Annotated in this window: 13 protein-coding genes; 6 read left to right on the top strand and 7 right to left on the bottom strand. The window is 47.7% G+C overall.

Going from position 1 to position 18333, the window contains the following annotated elements; translation table 11 throughout:
- Positions 1–143: 143 nt before the first annotated feature.
- The 4 genes from DFP95_RS14700 to DFP95_RS14685 all read right to left on the bottom strand — a co-directional run bounded on the left by DFP95_RS14700 (position 144) and on the right by DFP95_RS14685 (position 3188).
- Positions 144–686 (bottom strand): DoxX family protein, encoded by a 543-nt coding sequence (locus DFP95_RS14700; protein ID WP_115993391.1) that lies wholly within the window; start codon positions 684–686, stop codon positions 144–146.
- A 216-nt stretch (positions 687–902) separates the two neighbouring features.
- Complete coding sequence (locus DFP95_RS14695; RefSeq protein WP_425453283.1) at positions 903–1988, bottom strand: PAS domain-containing sensor histidine kinase; 1086 nt, start codon at positions 1986–1988, stop codon at positions 903–905.
- A gap of 34 nt (positions 1989–2022) precedes the next feature.
- Entirely contained in the window at positions 2023–2676 is a 654-nt protein-coding gene (locus DFP95_RS14690) for a response regulator transcription factor (protein WP_115993389.1), read from the bottom strand.
- 50 nt (positions 2677–2726) lie between these two features.
- Entirely contained in the window at positions 2727–3188 is a 462-nt protein-coding gene (locus tag DFP95_RS14685) for a GAF domain-containing protein (RefSeq protein WP_115993388.1), read from the bottom strand.
- Positions 3189–3451: 263 nt separating this feature from the next.
- Between DFP95_RS14685 and DFP95_RS14680 the strand changes: the two genes are divergently transcribed.
- Positions 3452–4210, top strand: a complete 759-nt coding sequence (locus tag DFP95_RS14680; protein ID WP_245987668.1) for a Crp/Fnr family transcriptional regulator — start codon at positions 3452–3454, stop codon at positions 4208–4210.
- A 56-nt stretch (positions 4211–4266) separates the two neighbouring features.
- Here DFP95_RS14680 and DFP95_RS14675 read toward each other — a convergent pair whose 3' ends face one another.
- The 3 genes from DFP95_RS14675 to DFP95_RS14665 all read right to left on the bottom strand — a co-directional run bounded on the left by DFP95_RS14675 (position 4267) and on the right by DFP95_RS14665 (position 8085).
- Positions 4267–5784: a malate:quinone oxidoreductase gene (locus DFP95_RS14675; RefSeq protein ID WP_115993387.1), complete on the bottom strand. Its 1518-nt coding sequence runs from the start codon at positions 5782–5784 to the stop codon at positions 4267–4269.
- A 274-nt stretch (positions 5785–6058) separates the two neighbouring features.
- Entirely contained in the window at positions 6059–7015 is a 957-nt protein-coding gene (locus tag DFP95_RS14670) for a hypothetical protein (RefSeq protein ID WP_147304166.1), read from the bottom strand.
- Positions 7012–8085 (bottom strand): ABC transporter permease subunit, encoded by a 1074-nt coding sequence (locus DFP95_RS14665; protein WP_115993385.1) that lies wholly within the window; start codon positions 8083–8085, stop codon positions 7012–7014. Before DFP95_RS14665 ends, DFP95_RS14670 begins: the two co-directional genes overlap by 4 nt.
- A 187-nt stretch (positions 8086–8272) precedes the next feature.
- On the opposite strand from DFP95_RS14665, the gene DFP95_RS14660 reads away from it, so the two are divergent.
- The 5 genes from DFP95_RS14660 (at position 8273) to DFP95_RS14635 (ending at position 18290) form a co-directional block, all read left to right on the top strand.
- Entirely contained in the window at positions 8273–13783 is a 5511-nt protein-coding gene (locus tag DFP95_RS14660) for a DUF7507 domain-containing protein (RefSeq protein ID WP_115993384.1), read from the top strand.
- 162 nt (positions 13784–13945) lie between these two features.
- On the top strand, positions 13946–14236 hold the full coding sequence (locus tag DFP95_RS14655) for a hypothetical protein (RefSeq protein WP_115993383.1): 291 nt from the start codon (positions 13946–13948) through the stop codon (positions 14234–14236).
- Positions 14237–14537: 301 nt separating this feature from the next.
- Positions 14538–16052: a spore germination protein gene (locus DFP95_RS14645; protein ID WP_342768230.1), complete on the top strand. Its 1515-nt coding sequence runs from the start codon at positions 14538–14540 to the stop codon at positions 16050–16052.
- Positions 16049–17152, top strand: a complete 1104-nt coding sequence (locus DFP95_RS14640) for a Ger(x)C family spore germination protein (protein WP_115993382.1) — start codon at positions 16049–16051, stop codon at positions 17150–17152. Before DFP95_RS14645 ends, DFP95_RS14640 begins: the two co-directional genes overlap by 4 nt.
- Before the next feature lie 19 nt (positions 17153–17171).
- Positions 17172–18290, top strand: coding sequence for a GerAB/ArcD/ProY family transporter (locus DFP95_RS14635; protein WP_181907434.1), 1119 nt, complete (start codon positions 17172–17174; stop codon positions 18288–18290).
- Positions 18291–18333 lie beyond the last annotated feature (43 nt).

Genomic DNA, 18333 nt, shown 5'->3' with positions numbered 1-18333 from the left:
GCGAGATATTAGGCTGCATGGCTGCCGCCTAGAGGACCGCACCCGCAAAATAATCGGTTATTATTCGAATAGGAGGAACTAGGAGGTTAAAAAACGGCTTAGATTAGCGAGCGCATCCTTGAGATCCCCTCCCTTACACTAGGTTAGCGGGGTACGGGGTTACCGTGTGCATCGTCTTTTGTTTTCCCGTATTTCCCTATCGCCTTTGTCCATCCTTTGCGAAGCAACGGCAGCAGGTAAGCGTCGATCCCGAAACGTCCGGCATTAACCCCGGCGGTGAAGATTATGACCAACAGCAAGAGCAACCACGGGTTAGTGCTTACGGTTCCCGCGAAGAGGAACATGAAGTTGAGCATCATACCGAAGAAAGCGGCTGTCAACGTCAATCCTCCGACAATAAGTCCAACCCCGATCAGAAATTCGCCTAGCGGGATAAGGAAGTTAATGAGCTTCACGTTCGGCAATGCAAAATGCTCAAGAAAGTAGGTGAAATTAGGAAACAATACTTCTTGCGTCGCTTTATCAGCGACTGGCTTGCCCACCGCGTTGTTCAGAAAGCCCGTTGCGTCGAATCCCCCCGTCAGCTTCTCCCACCCATGGTGCATCCATTCCCAGCCTACGTAAATTCTTAGCAAGGTTATCGCGACGGCAGCCCACGCGTTTTCTTTGAACCATTTCATAGCCATAATAATGATCACCCTTCCTGATTGCGTTACTGATTTCATCTACAGCCTCAGTATGCGATAGTTCCCGAGTTTTGAATGTGACGTTCATCACACCTGAAGTAAATAATCGCATCGACCGAAGAAGTACATCAGCAAGCAACATAAATATAAGCCGCTCAGGATCGTAATGATCCGAAACGGCTTATTAGAAATAGCTATTAGGTTGTTATACGAATATCAAATCTTATCCGACGATTCAACCGGCACGATTAGCTTGACGGTAGTGCCCATTCCCGGCTCCGAATGAATATGAAGTTCTCCGGAAACCGTTCTAGCGCGTTCTTCCATACTGAACAAGCCAACCCCATGCCTCGTTTCCTTGCGTATGAATCCTATACCTTGATCTTCTATAACAGCCTCGACTTTCGTATCCAGATCTCTAAGCTTTACAGATGCCTCGGACACTCTTGCGTATTTACCGATATTAGTCAGCGCTTCTTGAACAACGCGGTAAATCGTCGTTTCCGCAAGAAGATGAAGCCGTTTCATTAAGTTACAGTCGAAGCGAATACGAATGCCATAATGACGTTCGAAATTATCGAAATAAGTTCTAAGCGCAGGCACAATGCCTAAATCGTCGAGCACGGACGGACGAAGCTCCCAGGCTAGCTCGCGGACCTCCGTCATCAATTGAGAGAGTTCTCGGCCAAATGCCTCAAGCCTAGTGTCTCCGCCGCCTTGGATTATACGTTCTAAGGATATCTTCAAGGCAAACAGGCTCTGACCGATCCCATCATGTAGATCCCGCGAGAAACGACGACGTTCCTCCTCCTGGATCTGCATCAACTTGGCCATCATAGACTGGAGTTCTTCTTCGGTTTCCTTCAATTTCGTTACTTCATGGCGAACGGCAAGATACTGATAAGGATGACCCTCTTCATCGACGAACGGAACGATCGTCGTATTGACCCAATACTCCCTGCCGCTCTTGGCACGGTTCTTAATCTCTCCCCGCCATACTCGCCCGGAAGAAATCGTTACCCATAGTTCACGAATAAACAACTTTCCATGATAGCCGGAATTAACAAGGCGATGATCATGACCGAGTAATTCTTCTCGTGAATAACCTGAAATCTCGCAAAACTTATCGTTCACGTATTGAATCATGCCTTTGCTATCCGTTACGGCAACGATGGACGCTTCGTCCAATGCGAATTTGACATCGGCAAGCTGCTTAAGAGATCGCTTCAGAAGCGCTCTCAATTCCGGATCATCAATATTCCCGTCCAACCGTTCGAGAAGTGAACCTACGTTTACCGCGATGTTCTCGGACGGATAGTGTTCCCCGTGATGGCGTTCACTCAAAATTCAGCAGTCCTTTCTTCATTGCGAATTTGACGAGATCGGGCCGGGTCTTCAAATCTAGCTTTTCCATTAGATTGCTCTTATGGGATTCTACCGTCTTAACGCTAATGAAGAGCTGCTCTGCGATCTCCTTATTGGAATAACCTTGAGCAACCTTCGCCAACACATCCTTCTCTCTGATAGATAGAGAATCATAAGTGTCTGCATGCTCTCCGTTTTTTATTTTATCTAAATAGTCGCTTATCAGTCGTTTGGTTGCGGACGGGTACAAATAAGCATTACCCGATCCAATGTGAACAATGGCTTTCAGAAGCTCGTCATGCGGAGCGCTCTTCAATATATATCCGGAAGCTCCGGCGTGAATGGCTCGGAACAAATACTCCTCGTCATCGTGCATCGTCAGGATTAAGACGGACGTGTCAGGCAGCGCCTTCTTTAACTCGGCCGTCGCGGTCAGTCCGCTCTTACCGTGGGGCATGCTAAGATCCATAAGAACGACATCCGGCTTCAGCTCGATGGATTTCTGCACCGCTTCATCGCCATCCGCTGCTTCTCCGACCACATGCATGCCGTGTTTGCCATCTAGTAATAACATGAGTCCGGAGCGAACGACAGCGTGATCATCTACGACTAATATACGAAGCATTCGATTTCTCCTCCCGATATTTATAATGTGTCATGACTAGCTTACCATATTTAATTAGGGGGAAGACGATCAAGTGAATGCCGAGAAACGAGCTTAGAAATACGTTCGCCGGCATGCTCCGCTGCCTTTTTTTCTTCTGGACGGTACAAGCGCTTTTTCCGATCGCCTATGAGTAACACGCCTATTACCTGGATTCCATCATGCAGAGGAACGGCATAGGCGGAACGCAAACTCTCGGCGAGCATAATCGGATATTCATGCAGTTTACGAGTAAAGATGATTTCGGCAAGATTCAGCGATACAGCCCGCCCTACTTTGACTACCGTATCCGACAAACCTCTCCCGGGCTGAAATTTCATACTGCGATACCTTTCGTTTTCGTTTCCCGACGCCAACTTCCATCTAAGCGTAAATCCGTCCGCATCCAATAAAGCTAATGCGCAGAAATCGCTGTTTATCGAGACTCGAAGTTGGTTCAAGTCCTCCATGAAGGTTGTTTCCCAACTATCCATGCCGTTACTCCCTCTCCTCTATAGCCCCATATGTATCTAAGTGTAATGTATCGGCTACACGATGTAATTCAGGGAACTCCCTGAATTATCGATAGGGAAAACCCCTGATTTCTTTTTGTCCGTAATAATATTCGCATCAATGTAGTGATATTGCTCACAGCAATTTAGGGGGATTCCCCCTTATATAATCAGAACTTTCCCCGATAACAATTATTCGCCGTAGGAGATATGATGAATTTATCAAGGAACAGGAGCTGACGGACATGAAGATGAGCGAAGCCGTCTTGAATAAATCGGGCTTGGGGACTGTACGGAAAGAAAATCCGCTTGGAATCGAGAACTTCTTCTCGGAGGAGCAATTCATACGTATTCAAGAGCTCATGTATCCAAAGAGCGCGGAAGCCGGCAGTTATTTATTCTGGGAAGGCGAACCGACAGGAAAGCTGTATTATATTCGTTCCGGCAAAGTGAAGCTCAGAAAATCAACCGAAGAGGGTAAAGATTTCATTCTTTCGATCTTGCAGCCTGGCGACATGCTTTGCGAGCCGGAGGATGGAATGCGCGGGGTACACAGCTTTAGCGCTGAAGTCATCGAGAATGCGGAGCTTGGCGTCATTCAATGGAAAGACCTCGAGATTCTTCTCTACCGTCATGGAGATTTTGCCGTTCGTTTCCTCAACTGGACCGCGCTCATGCATCGGGTGACCGAATCGAAATTTCGCGATCTGCTGCTCTTCGGCAAGCCGGGAGCACTGGCTTCTACGCTTATTCGATTGGCGAACTCGTATGGCATTGCCTGTTCGGATGGGATCCGAATCAGCCTGAAGCTCACGAACGCAGAGCTTGCCGATTTCATCGGAACGACTCGGGAAAGCGTCAACCGCATGTTGAACGGGTTAAAGGATGAAGGAACGATCGATATCGTCAAATGCCGAATCATCATATTAAATCTTAGAGCATTGAGGCAAATGTGCCATTGTCCCGCATGTCCTAGCTGTCCGAAGGAAGTTTGCCGAATTTAATTGTTCATACGAAAAAAACACAGGATCTCATCCTGTGTTTTTTGTTTATCTATTATTTACGATACTGTGCGTCGCGCAACCTTTACAGGCGATTTCTCGCTTAAACCAAGCGACTGCGCCGTCGAAGCTTGATTATCGCGGATAATCTCGGGATTGTTCAATAGAGACACGCCATAAGAAGGAATCATCTCTTTAATTTTCGGCTCCCATGCTTTGATATGCTGCGGGAAGCACTTTTTCATTACCTCGAGCATGACCGAAACGGCGGTAGAAGCACCTGGAGAAGCGCCGAGCAATGCGGCTATCGAGCCATCGGCGGCACTAATCACTTCCGTGCCGAACTGGAGCGTTCCTTTGCCCGCGGCGGTATCTTTGATAATTTGCACGCGTTGGCCCGCTACCACCAATTCCCAATCTTCGCTTCTGGCGTTCGGGACAAATTCCCGTAACGCCTCCATCCGCTTCTCTTTCGATAACATGACTTGCTTGATCAGGTAAGTCGTCAACGAAACGTTTTTTACGCCGGCAGCCATCATCGTTACCAGATTATGCGGCTTGACGGAAGTTATCAAATCAAACATCGAACCGTATTTTAAGAACTTAGGCGTGAAGCCGGCGAACGGTCCGAAGAACAACGATTCCTTCTTGTCGATAAATCTAGTGTCAAGATGCGGAACGGACATTGGAGGAGCGCCTACCGAAGCTTGTCCGTATACTTTGGCTTGATGCTTCGCTACAATCTCCGGATTCTTACAGACCATGAATAATCCGCTTACCGGGAAGCCGCCAATCCCTTTACCTTCAGGAATACCGGATTTTTGCAGCAAATGGAGGCTTCCTCCGCCTCCGCCGATAAAGACGAATTTCGCGGTATGTCGTTCGACGTTGCCGCTTTCGACGTTCCGTACTTTCAGTTCCCACGAGCCATCGTTACTGCGTTTAATGTCATCGACGTTTTGATTGAATTTGATATCAACGTCTTTATTCTTTAAGTGAGTGAACAACATACGAGTTAAAGCACCGAAGTTAACATCGGTTCCGGATTCGATTCTTGTTGCGGCTATAGGTTTATTCATTATCCGGTCTTTCATCATAAGCGGAATCCATTCTTGCAGTTTATCCGGATCTTCCGAGTATTCCATTCCATGAAACAAAGGATTGTGGGATAACGCTTCATAACGTTTCCTCAAGAACGTTACATCCTGATCCCCTTGAACAAAACTCATATGGGGTATCGGCACGATAAAGTCCCGCGGATTGCGTATAAGTTTGCTGTTTACGAGATAAGACCAAAACTGTCTTGAAACCTGATACTCTTCATTAACCTTAATTGCTTTGCTGATATCTATGGATCCGTCCGGTTTTTCGACGGTATAGTTAAGCTCGCATAGCGAAGAATGCCCTGTTCCCGCATTATTCCATTCGTTGGAGCTTTCCTCTCCGGCTTTTGCGCGCCGCTCAAGCACCGTAATGTCCCATTCGGGTGCTAATTCTTTCAGCAACGACCCTAAAGTCGCGCTCATGATTCCGGCACCGATTAATATAACGTCTGATTTTGTTTGTGGTTTACTCATGTTTACCGTCCTTATATCCTATGATTTGCAGAAAGGATGTAGGAGATCCTGCTCAGGCGCCGCAGCAAAACCAGTGCGCGACCTAGTCACACATCTTTTCTGGATCAGTACTAACTCTATTATAGTGTATCACTTTCAATTATGGATAAAAATAATTGTACATATATTGTACTATTTTAGGAGTTTTTCGCCTGGCTCCAGCAAGGTATTCCATTCATCGCCGTATTTTGATAAATTTTCTATCGCTAAATGACACGGTTAAACGGAATAGATCTTATAGTTTTGGTCTTGCGTCAAATTGTTTCTTGAATTGATGCAGGAAAAATTGAAGCGCGAGTATTAAAAGCGCAAAGGCTATACCCGTCTCGATTACCATATAGGGATATATCCGGATAAACTTAGCTCCGTATGCGATCATAGAGGTCCACTCGCCGGTTGTTGTCAGATGAATAAAGTAACCCAAACCGTCTTCCCATTCCAAGGTTTCCGAACCGCCGATGATGATATTGAAAATCGCCAGCTGCCCCATAAGAAAGAGCACAAGGATGAATTCGCTTATCGCCATAAACAGCAACTCAAGGCGCATGCTGGATAGGATATGTCTTACTGTCGTATGGTACGGAGAAGCGCCCATTAATCGAGACGCGTCGACAAAAGTTTTCCGATTGTAGAAACGAGTTCTTTCGGCGATCTGGTAAGCAAGCGGAAAAACACCCAAGACCGTCACCATGACGAAAAAGACAATCGTAAATAGCATCCTATAGTAAGGATCCGCCTTATCCCCTTCATTCAGGCCAAGTCCGAAATACATGCCCGACAGCGACGGATACAGAAACAAGAACGCCGGCACGGCCGAGACGACCCATTGCATGGCGCGTATCGCGACGCCTCCCCTTCCCGTCGTCCCAGACCACATGCCCAGCGGCACCGCAACCATAAACCTTAATGCCATTAATATTCCCGCATATGCCAGCGTATATTTCAATCCGTTCAGTAGCAGGCTCAGAATATCGAACCCCCTGTGATCGCTCCCTAGAAGAAAAGTACCGTTCGGAGCGAACGGAGGCAATTCGTAGTTCAATTTCCCGTCTATTTCAGTGGTTATCATATTGATTTTATCTTCGTTCGTCAGGCCATGGGGCTTCAGCATACCGCCGAAAACCGCCAATAATACGATGACAACAATAATCGCGCATGCGAAGTAGTACATTTTCGATGTTTTTCTCTTCACGGTTGGACACCGTCCCCGACTCGCACGACGAAGAGCTTGCCGAGCAACGCATACAGGATGTGAAAGAGAATCGAGAAGATAGCCAGAACGATGCAGATAGTCGGAGTGGCGCTAATATTTTGCATTCTCGGACTTACGATGTATCCCCCAAGGCCTAAAATATCACAGATCGCTTCCGCCACCGCCATGCTTGCGAGCGCCAACGTCGTCGCTTTGGGCAACACCGTCAACAAATCCTCCATAATATTTCTTAATACGTGTCGCAGCAGGACATTCCTTTTGGATAATCCTTTAGCCAGCGCCGTCGTAATGTAATCTTGGGACAATTCGCGTTCAATTGCCATTCGCAGCGTTCCGTATATCAAGAGGCCGGGAATAAACGTAATCGTAAGGAAAGGAATCACGAACGGAATTTCATCGCCGAATTGCGCAACGAGTATAACGTTTCTCCCGGTTAAACGGGTTAGATATATGGATGCGAGCTGGATGAGAATGATCAGCAGAAAATCCGGCAGTCCGCTCAATAACGCGTGGACCGAATCCGTTACCTTTCCTATCCCCCGCCGAATGGAAGCCAACAACGATAACAGAACGGACAACAATACCCCGACAATCAATCCCGGAATTAAATATAAGCTAGTGCGGGCGACCGTTTCCTTCAACATGTCGGTGACGGGGATATCATAATTACTGGTTGTACGGATCAAACCTAAATCGCCATGCGAATAGTTATGCAATAAGTCCTTGACGGAAAGCCAGTAATAGCGAAACGAGATTTCAGGCTTGTCCAATGGAACGACAAAGGTTTTGAGCACGCCGGGAAGCTTGACGGCCAGTTTCCTGTAATCGTCGACTCTGCCGTAAGGTACGGATAATATCAGGTTTTCCTCGTCGACGATCGCGCTACCGGGAAGCTGCGACACGACTGCTTGGATCGTCGATTGCGAGCCCATTTTAAGGCTCAACTGGTCGGGCTCTTCATGGATGAAGGCTTTGCTGATACCGCTCATCAGGAAGACGGCTGCAATCGTACAAAGGCTAAGTAATCCCCACTTCATGATGGCTTTCAATGCAATAAGACTCCTCTCGATCAAATTAAAAATTTTACGTTAATTATGACTAAAGCAGTATACCACAACAAAATACCTCACAGTAAAGCCCCATCTGTTGGAAGCGGTTCTTAAAGATGTATGGGCCGAATATGTAAAAAACAGCGGCCATTTGGGGCGGAACTTGTTGGAATGGGGAGAGTGAACAATGGCTTGTGCGAATCTTGGCGTTGCTAACGATTATAACGTTTTCGTACTTGGCAATCACACGCAGTCTTTTGTGGATGCCGGCGGAAGAGTTGCCGTAGGAGGAAACGCGACTTACCGAAGCTACGGAATAGGAAGCGCGCTGAACGTGTCCACGACGAGAGCCGATTTGATCGTAGGCGGCAATATGGACATCATCGGAGGGACGAATTTCGCTGGGAACAGCGTCATCTCCCCTACCGGGACGATCGTCAATTACAGCATGACGAACAATAACGGCGTAAGCCCGCAACCGCAGATCGGCACGCCGATCGATTTTGCGGCGGCAGGACAGTATTTAACCTGCGCCTCCGCCTCATGGGGAGCCTTGTTACCAACGGGGACTGCAACCGTTGCTTTCGGGACGATCACGCTTACGGGAACCAGTCCGACTCTTAATATTTTCACGATTAATGGATTGAACGTAGCTGGATCCGGCACCTCGCTGGCGTCGGCCAACGGAATCAATATCGTCACGCCGCCAGGTTCGACCGTTCTCGTCAATATTAGCGGCACCGGCGTCGGTTTTGGTAGCTATGCAATCTTCATTAACGGCGGCCAGTCTACGCCAAGTAACGGTGCCGTTATTCTATGGAACTTCTTTCAGGCGACGACGGCCTTCAACCTGAACCTGTCCATCAAGGGCTCGGTACTGGCTCCGCTCGCAGTATGGAGCGCCGTCGGCTTCGGCAATATCGATGGAACGATGGTCGCGCAGTCGTTCGTTAATACGACGGGAACGCTTGAAGCGCATACGATACCCTTCATCGGCTGCCTCCCGGAAGTAGCATGCATGCCAATGCTGACCATACGGAAGACGGTAAACGGAGGTGTTTCCTTTACAGGTCCGACCGGAACGCCGCTCACCTACGTCGTCCAGGTGAGCAACACCGGAGGGGGCACTTTAACCAATGTCCAGATCAGCGATCCGTTACTGGGGTACAACCAAACGGTGCCATCCCTGGCATCCGGTCAATCCGTCGATTTCACGATTAATTCGCAGGTTCTACCCGGAGCTCCAGGCAGCAGCTATCTTAATACGGCTTTCGTCCAGAGCAACCAAACTCCGCAGCAATCCAGCTCCGTCACCATAACAATAGAAGGCTTCTTCGATGTTAGTTTGATTAAAACCGCGGACCGAATGTCAGCGGCTCCCGGCGATACGGTTAACTACACGTTCACCGTCGTGAATCCGGGACAGGCGACGCTGGAGAATGTGACGCTTACCGATGCAACGCTTGGGATCAATCTGTTCTTCCCCACGTTCGTGAGCGGCACCATCGCCACATTCTCCTACATGATTCCAAACAATGCCGTAATCGGTAGCACGCTCGTCAATACGGCGATTCTGAATGCGTCGAATCTGCCTAATCCGGTCTCCGCTCAAGCGTCGGTACTCATAACGGAGACACCTACCGTCATGTTGACTAAATCCGCCGATCGTTCCACGGCACTGCCCGGAGATACGATTGAATACATCGTAACCGTATCGAACGATTCCACGGTGACGACCGTATTTGACCTTCAATTGACGGATCCCTTCCTATCGTTGGATCAACTAATCGTCCAATTGAACCCGCAAGCCTCGATCGTCTTTACCGGCATGTACACCGTACCTCTCGGCACTCCGGCCGGAACCGTCATCACGAATACGGCCGTGCTTCAATCTTCGCTCGGCACGCAGACAGCGACCGTGCAAGTCACCGTAGCTCCATTGGCATCGATCGCTATTACGAAGACGCCGAGACACCCGACAGTCGTACCCGGCGAAACAGTTATTTATGATATCGTCGTGACGAACACCGGCAACGTTCCTCTGACGAATGTCGTCATTAGCGACGCCGCCCTTTCGTTCTCCACCACGATAGACATGCTCGCGATCGGTGCCCAAAGCGTCTCCGAGGCTTTTTTCACCGTTCCGTTAGGCACCGCAGCCGGAACGAAGTTCTTCAACACGGCTTCCGTCATCACGAACCAAACACCTCCCGAGGAAGCCACCAGCGAGATTATCGTCTCTCCGGTTTTCTCGGTATCGATCCAGAAGCTCGTCGCTCCAACGACTGCCGCTCCAGGAGAACTTGTCACCTACACCGTGTCCGTTACCAATACTTCTAACGCGCCAATCACGAATGTCGTGATCTCCGATCCTACGATCGGCTTGATGCAAACCATCAACTCTCTGCCCGCCCATGCTTTGATCCTATTCGAAATTCCTTTCGCGATTCCGGAAGACGCAATCGCTGGAACCGACATAGCCAACATCGTCAGCGTCGTATCCGACCAGACGCCGGTTAGAACCGCTTCGGCGCAAGTTACGGTCGCGGCGGTTCCGAATCTGACGCTGATCAAAAGCGTATCGCCCGAAATCGCGAATCCGGGAGAGACGGTAACGTTTACGCTCAGTGTCTTCAACGCCGGGAATATTGCGCTGACCAACGTGCGCGTGATCGATCCAATCCTCGGCGTCGATGAGATGATACCCACGCTCGCGATAGGCGCGAATGTGGAATTCATTATTCCGTTCACGGTGCCTGCCGTACCTCCCGGAACAATCCTTACGAATACGGCAACGGCGGTTTCGGACCAGACACCGACGCCGGTGGAAGATTCGGCATCTGTAACCGTTGTTGCCGCTCCGTCTATCGAGTTGACGAAAACCGTGAGCGATAACACCGCAACGCCAGGACAAACGGTCGTCTTCACCGTCAGTCTTACGAATACCTCGGCTATTTCGTTAACCAACGTCATTCTTGAGGACGAATTCTTCGGTATAGTCGACAGCTTCCCGACGCTACAATCGGGAGAAACAAGAGTCTTCACTTTTGAATTTATCGTTCCCCAAGACACTCCTGCGGGAACGGTCTTCACCAATGTCGTCACCGCGGTTTCCGACCAAACTCCACTCGTATCCGCCCAAGCGCAGGTTACCGTATTAGCGGTCCCAGGGATTGCTATATCCAAGATCGCCAATGTCACGATTGCGTTTCCTGGCGAGAGAGTGATATACACGATAACCGTGACGAACACCGGCAATACTACGCTCAACAACGTAATCGTGACGGACAACATGCCTCTATTTGATACGTTAATTCCTTCCCTAAGTCAAGGTGGAAGCACCACTTTCATCATCCCGTTCACAGTTTCGGGCACCGCGATACCGGGTGCGATAATCGCCAATACGGCAACGGCTAGCTCCTCCGCGACAACCCCCGTGACTGCTGAGGCCGATGTTCTGGTTACGCCTCTTCCGAGTAATTCGGTCAACGTTCAGAAGCTCGTAGTGCCTGAAATCGCCCTTCCCGGCGAAACCGTAGAATACACGATCATCGTTACGAATAATACCTTATTCACGATTTTCAATATCCGAGTGACCGATCCGACAATCGGAATCGACCAAACGATTTCTTCCCTGGATGCGAGCGAAAGCCTATCATTGCTCGTCCCGTACGTCATCCCTATCGGAACGCCAGGCGGGTCGCAACTCACCAATACCGCGACAGCATCGGTCGCCGGATTAAGCGTCAGCTCGTCCGCGACGGTTACTATTCTTGCCCAGCCGAGACTTGCTCTTGCAAAGTCGGCGGATGTCCAGTCTGCCTTGCCGGGCAGTACTGTCAACTACACCTTGACCATCACGAATACGGGGAACGTACCTTTGACGAACATCGACGTTACCGATCCGCAGCTTGGATTCGCAACGATCCTTCCCTCTCTAGCGGCAGGAGCAAGCCAAAGCTTCGTCGTCCCCTTCGTCGTTCCCGCGCTGCCGATCGGGACCATTATTGCAAATACGTCAACAGCAGCATCCGATCAAACGCCCGACCCTATTCAAGCTACGGCATACATCAGCGTAGGCGTTGCCGCCACGATCGCGATCTCCAAAACAGCCGATCCCGTCCAAGGCTCTCCCGGCGAAGTTATCGTATACACGATAGTCGTGACTAACACTTCTGCGCTTACGTTAACGAATGTCATCGTCTCGGATACAATCCTCAATTTGATCGAGACCGTGCCAACGCTGCCCCCAGGAACTTCAAAGTCGGTCGTCCTCCACTCGGTGATCCCGCCGCGTACCCCGGAGGGCACAATTATCGTAAATACGGCAACCGTAATCTCAGACCAGACGCTTCCCGCATCGGCTGAAGCTGACGTGTTCGTAACGGCTTTACCGGCATTGACGCTACGTAAATTGCAAGACAATGTTCTTGCCAACCCCGGCGATACGATTATCTATACGCTTAAATTGATTAACACCGGCAATACTCCACTCACCCGGATCGTATTAATAGACCCGCTGATTAATCTGAATGAAATAATCTCCGTCATTCAGCCGCAATCAACCGTGGAGATCACGGCCATATACAGAGTCCCGACCGATGCGATCGCCGGTTCGAGAATCATCAATATCGCAACGGTTTCATCGAACCAGACGCCTACCCAGCAGTCGATTACCAACATCGAAATCGTTCCTGTCCATTCCATTCTCGTCACCAAAACAGCGCAATCGTCTACCGTAGATCCGGGTTCTTTCATTACCTTTGTAACTGAAATAACGAATACCTCAAACGCTAGACTGACGAATCTGTTTATAGAGGACCCTCTTGTCCTTCTGACCGAGAACATCTCTTCCCTGGACGCAGGAGCGACGATTCGACTATCTACGCTTGTTCCCGTCCAATTCAACTCAAGCGTCGATTCTCAGATCTCCAATCAAATATTCGTCTCGTCGACGCAAACGGGAGTAACCTCCGCGGAAAGCAAGGTTACCGTTCTAGCGAGGCCGAAGCTTCGCTTAACCAAGCAGTTCCCATCGCTCGGCTTTCCTGGACAAAGAGTTCACGTCATACTGACCGTTGCCAACGTAGGAAATCAAACCTTGCATCTTGTACGTTTGACCGATTCCGTGCCGCCAATTAACGTATTTACGGCCAAATTGCTTCAGGAACATTCATTTAGTTTGCATGAATTTTATACCATTCCAAGTGACGCCATCATCGGATCGACGATCGTCAATCGGGCAGAGGCCATCTCGGAAGAAGCCGGACCCGTAAAAGTGTCTAAGGAATTGCAGGTAGTCGGGCTTATCGTCGAGAAGAGCGCTTCTGCCGATGCCACTGAATTGAACAGATCCGTTATATTCCGCATTAAGGTAAATAATCCAACGAAACTCTCCGCGCATGATGTCGTTCTGACGGATCCTTTGGCGCCAGGCACATCTCTCGTCGATGGAAGCTTTACGTTAAATGGAATGCCAGAGGCTGACCCGAACTTGGAGCTGGGCTTCCCGCTAGGAACGTTGAATGCCGGAAGCAGCGTCAACGTAGCGTTTAGTATCAAGCTCGATAACGAACAGCCGAACGACACGCTCGTTAACCAAGCTTTCGCCAGCTCCACGTTCATTACCGATTTCGAGCTAAGAGTAACGTCCGCTTCGAATCTGGTCCGCGTCGAAGTCTTCGATAATGAGGAGTAATCCGGGCTGATACGCTAACATAGACGTTTGATCGGAAGTATGCCAAAAAAAGCCTTGGTTGCCGGTTGCCCACGACCTCCAAGGCTTCTATCGACATCAGACATTAGCCGTTCCGCGGACTCCCTCATCTTCATCTTATAGTAGAAGCGGAGGTGGAGTGGTATGTCGATTGGGTTCTTCACATTCTATTCGCAAGAAGCCGGCGTCGGGCAAGGATATTACTCTGCCGTCGATCCCCCCGGTACGTCCGGGATCGTAACGGTCAGCACCGACAGCCTGACGGGACCTGTTCGATTGGTCATTACGCGATATAACGGGCTCTCGACCTTCGAATTGGATGTTCCGGGTGGCAAGGAATATGGCATCAGCATCACCCAGATTCAAAGTATCGGCATTCTGAACATAAGCGGAGCAACGGCAACGGGATCATTCTCCGTATCGCTCCCCGAATAAATTAAGACCTATTCATGTTCACGGACTTGACGGCGCTCGACCGGGATGGTCAACCGAACGACATCGGTCCGATGATCGCCTCTCTCCTATCTGAAGATAACCGTTGGATAACCGCTCAACGCATCTAAGTCACCGGCGGACTGTCGATTTGAACCCATAAGGCTCCGGCGCCTCTCGCTGGAGCCTCTTTCGTCTCTTACTCTCTCCATCGTCTTCTTAGAACTGAGTCGGCTATGCACTGAATATTACTCCCAAATGAGGTGATAATGTAGGAAGCACATTATAGAATGGAGACACAGCTATGAGCACATCCCCAAGCATGCCAAACGACTCCATCTCGACGTTTGACCAATTCATAGATTTATGCTCTCGCTCCAATGATTTTGTGACCGCTAATCTTAACATAAACTCATCCTGCACTTTTATCGCCCATTACTTAAAAACTCTTGTTGATCAATCCCATTTGGAACAACTTATACATAGCCTCCAAAATCCGCACGATGCACATGAAATTAAATCGCTTGATCAGCTCAAACAATATAATCCTTTCGAAGGCTCATTCGTAACGAATGATCTTGATAAAATCGAATCGTCTGTTTTTGGGGGCTTCTTGCTTATTCAAGAAGAGCATAAATCGGATGCGTTTTTACTAATCCCTATCACCGGCAAACAGGGTCTGCGTACCGATAACGATACCGATGTGGAATTCAGCGTCGTCGGCCCCAAAATAGGCTTTATTGAGGACATAGATACGAATGTTCACCTCGTAAGAATGCAATTGCGCACGCCTCGATTAATCGTAAGGGAATTAACGGTCGGAACCATATCCAAAACGAAAGTGGTCATGATGTATTTAGACGGCATAGCCAATCCGGATAATGTATCCATGATGGAAGCCCGAATTCGCGAGATCGAGTTCGACATCATATTAGATACCACTCAATTAGATGAGCTTATAACGGACAACCACAATACTCCATTCCCGCTATTTACGACTTCGGAACGAAGAGACCGGGTCGTATTTGCTCTGATTTCCGGACAAATCGCGGTATCGACCGACGGGTCTCCTTATTTCATCACCGGTCCATCTACTCTTTTCGATTTTTTCCTATCCCCCGAAGATTACTATTTGCCCTGGGTTTTGGGGTCCTTTTTCCGAGTCATCAGAATTACAGGAGTTGTCTTTTCCTTATTCGCTTCGGCCCTGTATGTTGCTTTATTGACTCACCATTATGAGGTGATACCGAAGGAGCTTCTGGGACGCCTCATCTATTCGCGACAAAACGTCCCCTTTCCCCCGGTGCTGGAAGCCTTAGTCCTAGAAGCAACCGTAGAATTTCTTAGGGAAGCCGGCGCGCGGCTGCCAAGCCGCATCGGGCAAACTTTAGGAATCGTCGGCGGCGTTATCTTGGGGCAAGCGGCGGTCGATGCTGCGTTAACGAGCAATATCTTAATTATTGTCGTTTCATTATCCGCGCTGACTTCATTCGTGACTCCCATATATAAAATGTCAAACGCCATTCGATTCATTAGATTCCCGATGATTATACTCGCCGCGATGTGGGGGTTATTCGGAATTGCCGTGGGATTAAGCTTTTTGCTTTTGCATTTGTCGCGATTGGAATCGCTCGGTTCTCCCTATACGGTTCCCTTCTTTCCTTTAAGAGCCAAGGACTTAAACGACAGATTTATTCGAGCTCCTTTCTCGTTAACGTCTAATCGACCTGGATATCTTCGGCCTCCGTTCTTGAAGAGATATGAGACCCCTAAAAAACAGAGGAAAAAAAGTAAAATAGACGAGGAGGGCTATGTCTGAAAAACCACATTATTCCAATTGGCATCAGAAAATCGAAAACCCTCTATCTCGTCTTTACTTCTTTGCTTTTATGTTCATGCAACAGCGAACACATTATCGATAAATTAACGATGGTCCTGACGGCCAGTTATGACTTGAACGATAATAAGATAGAAAACAACGTGTTGATCGGAGAATACACCGAACAAGATAAAACCAATATCATCTTCCGAAAGACAACTTCTAACAATAACTATGAAATAATAACGCATTTGAATACGCAAATGAATAAACCAATCGCCTATGGCCAAATGAGGATGATTCTATTCGGTCAAGCATTTGCTCGAAAGGGAATCGGCGATGTCATTAATATTTTGTCGAGAGATGCCGAGATTTCAAGTCATTTGCAGCTTGCCGTAAGTTCCGATAAGCCCGAAGACATCATGCGAGCAACGATCGAAACCCATGATCCATTGTATTTAATGAGAATGATAGAGCAAAATTATATTAACGAAAATTTGCCTAATGTAAATCTTCATACACACGTTTTTAACTATTATGGTCAAGGCCAAGACATTTACATCCCTACATTCAAATTGACACCGAATGAATCGGTCGAGATTGACGGTATTGCCCTGTTCAAAAAAGACAAAGACGTCCATCACTTGTCGATCGATGAATGTATTTGGCTTAAGTTACTCCTCCAAAATGCCAAGAGCGGAACCTTCGCCATGACAAAGGAGCACAATGAAAACATACTGATTCACATCGATTCTTCGAAAAATAAAATGAAATTAATTCAAAGCAATCCGCAATTAATCATCCAAGACCGCTTAAAAATAAACGCTTCGATAAAAAACATCTCGGAAGAAATTCCGATCAGGAAGAAACAACAACTGGATGAACTGGAGAAAGAACTCGAGGAGTACGTGAGAAACAACATAGAAAAACTGACGAAAAAGCTTCAAAGCTTAAAGGTAGATCCGGTCGGTTTCGGCAGATTTACTCGGAGCAGAGATCGAAAATGGAACGAGAATGAATTTTATCGGCAATACGATAAACAATTTACATTTAATCTCGATGTCGAAATCAAGCTCAATCAAATCGGAACAGAAGATTAATGCAAAGGAACGATGCGAAATGAAACTCATGAACGATAAATATTCCGTATCTCCCGGTAACGTTTTTTACTTGATGTACATTAGCTTAGTCGGTATTGGAATCATGAATTTTCAACAAAAAATGATATTACCAAACGGCTCGGAGAACGATGGTTGGATTAGCATTATCATCGCGGCTCTCTTGATACTGCTATTGACCAAAATGATGTACGTCGTTCTTGCTCGCCAGGACATCAAAAAGGCCAGTCTCGTACATATAAATCTCCGGTACTTCGGGCGATTCTTTGGCCTTATGATTAACTGGATATTTATTCTTTATTTCATCCTCGGAGGATTCGTTTGGTTTCAAACCTATATTCAAGTTATACAACTCTGGTTATTCCCCAACGTTAACGTGTGGCCGCTAAGTTTACTTATCATTTCCCTCATTTATTACGCGGTTTCGGGTGGATTCCAATCCATCACTGCTATATGTTTTTGGGGTACTTTGCTCCTTTACACTTTTATTCTCCCGCAGTTGTACTACATTACTCCGTATATCCGACCAAGCAATTTGTTACCGATGTTCAATCATAACCTTAGTCAATATTTCTTCACTACCCGCGAGTTTTCTCACGAATTTATAAGTTGCATTATTCTCCTAGCCGTATATCCGTTTGTCCAAAATCCGAAAAAATCTCAAAAATGGGCTTTTATCGCAATAGGTGCTTCCGCTCTTATTTATTTGATCTATTTTTTTATGTCTTATATGTACTTCAGCTTAGGCGAATTAAAAATAACGCTATGGCCAACGTTAAGCTTTATCGCCATGATCGAACTTCCTGTATTGCAACGTATGGAATACTTTATCGTCGCCGTTTTTTTATTGAAAATACTAGCAGCGATAAGCATAGGAATATGGGCAAGCTGTCATAGCGCCAAATTAATGCATTCCATAAGGCCGAGTCGATTCCTGCTCGTTATTTTATTGATTTTTTTTGTTTGTTTCATTTTCCGAGAGCCCTCTTCCACCGCGATCCTTCAGGATTTTTATTCCCATACGGGCGAGATTCTCGTCTATCTGTACGTACCCTTGATTTTCATTATTTCTCTTATCGGAAAAAATTCGGGAAAGACCGAAGCCAAGGGTAATACTTGAATCCTTATAAGCAAGATCAAACTACCCGTTTCAAGATCAGCAT

Source organism: Cohnella lupini (assembly GCF_003386205.1).
Taxonomy (GTDB): Bacteria; Bacillota; Bacilli; order Paenibacillales; family Paenibacillaceae; genus Cohnella; species Cohnella lupini.
The sequence above is the reverse complement of the archived record's forward strand: the minus strand, read 5'-3'. Positions and strand labels throughout refer to the sequence as shown.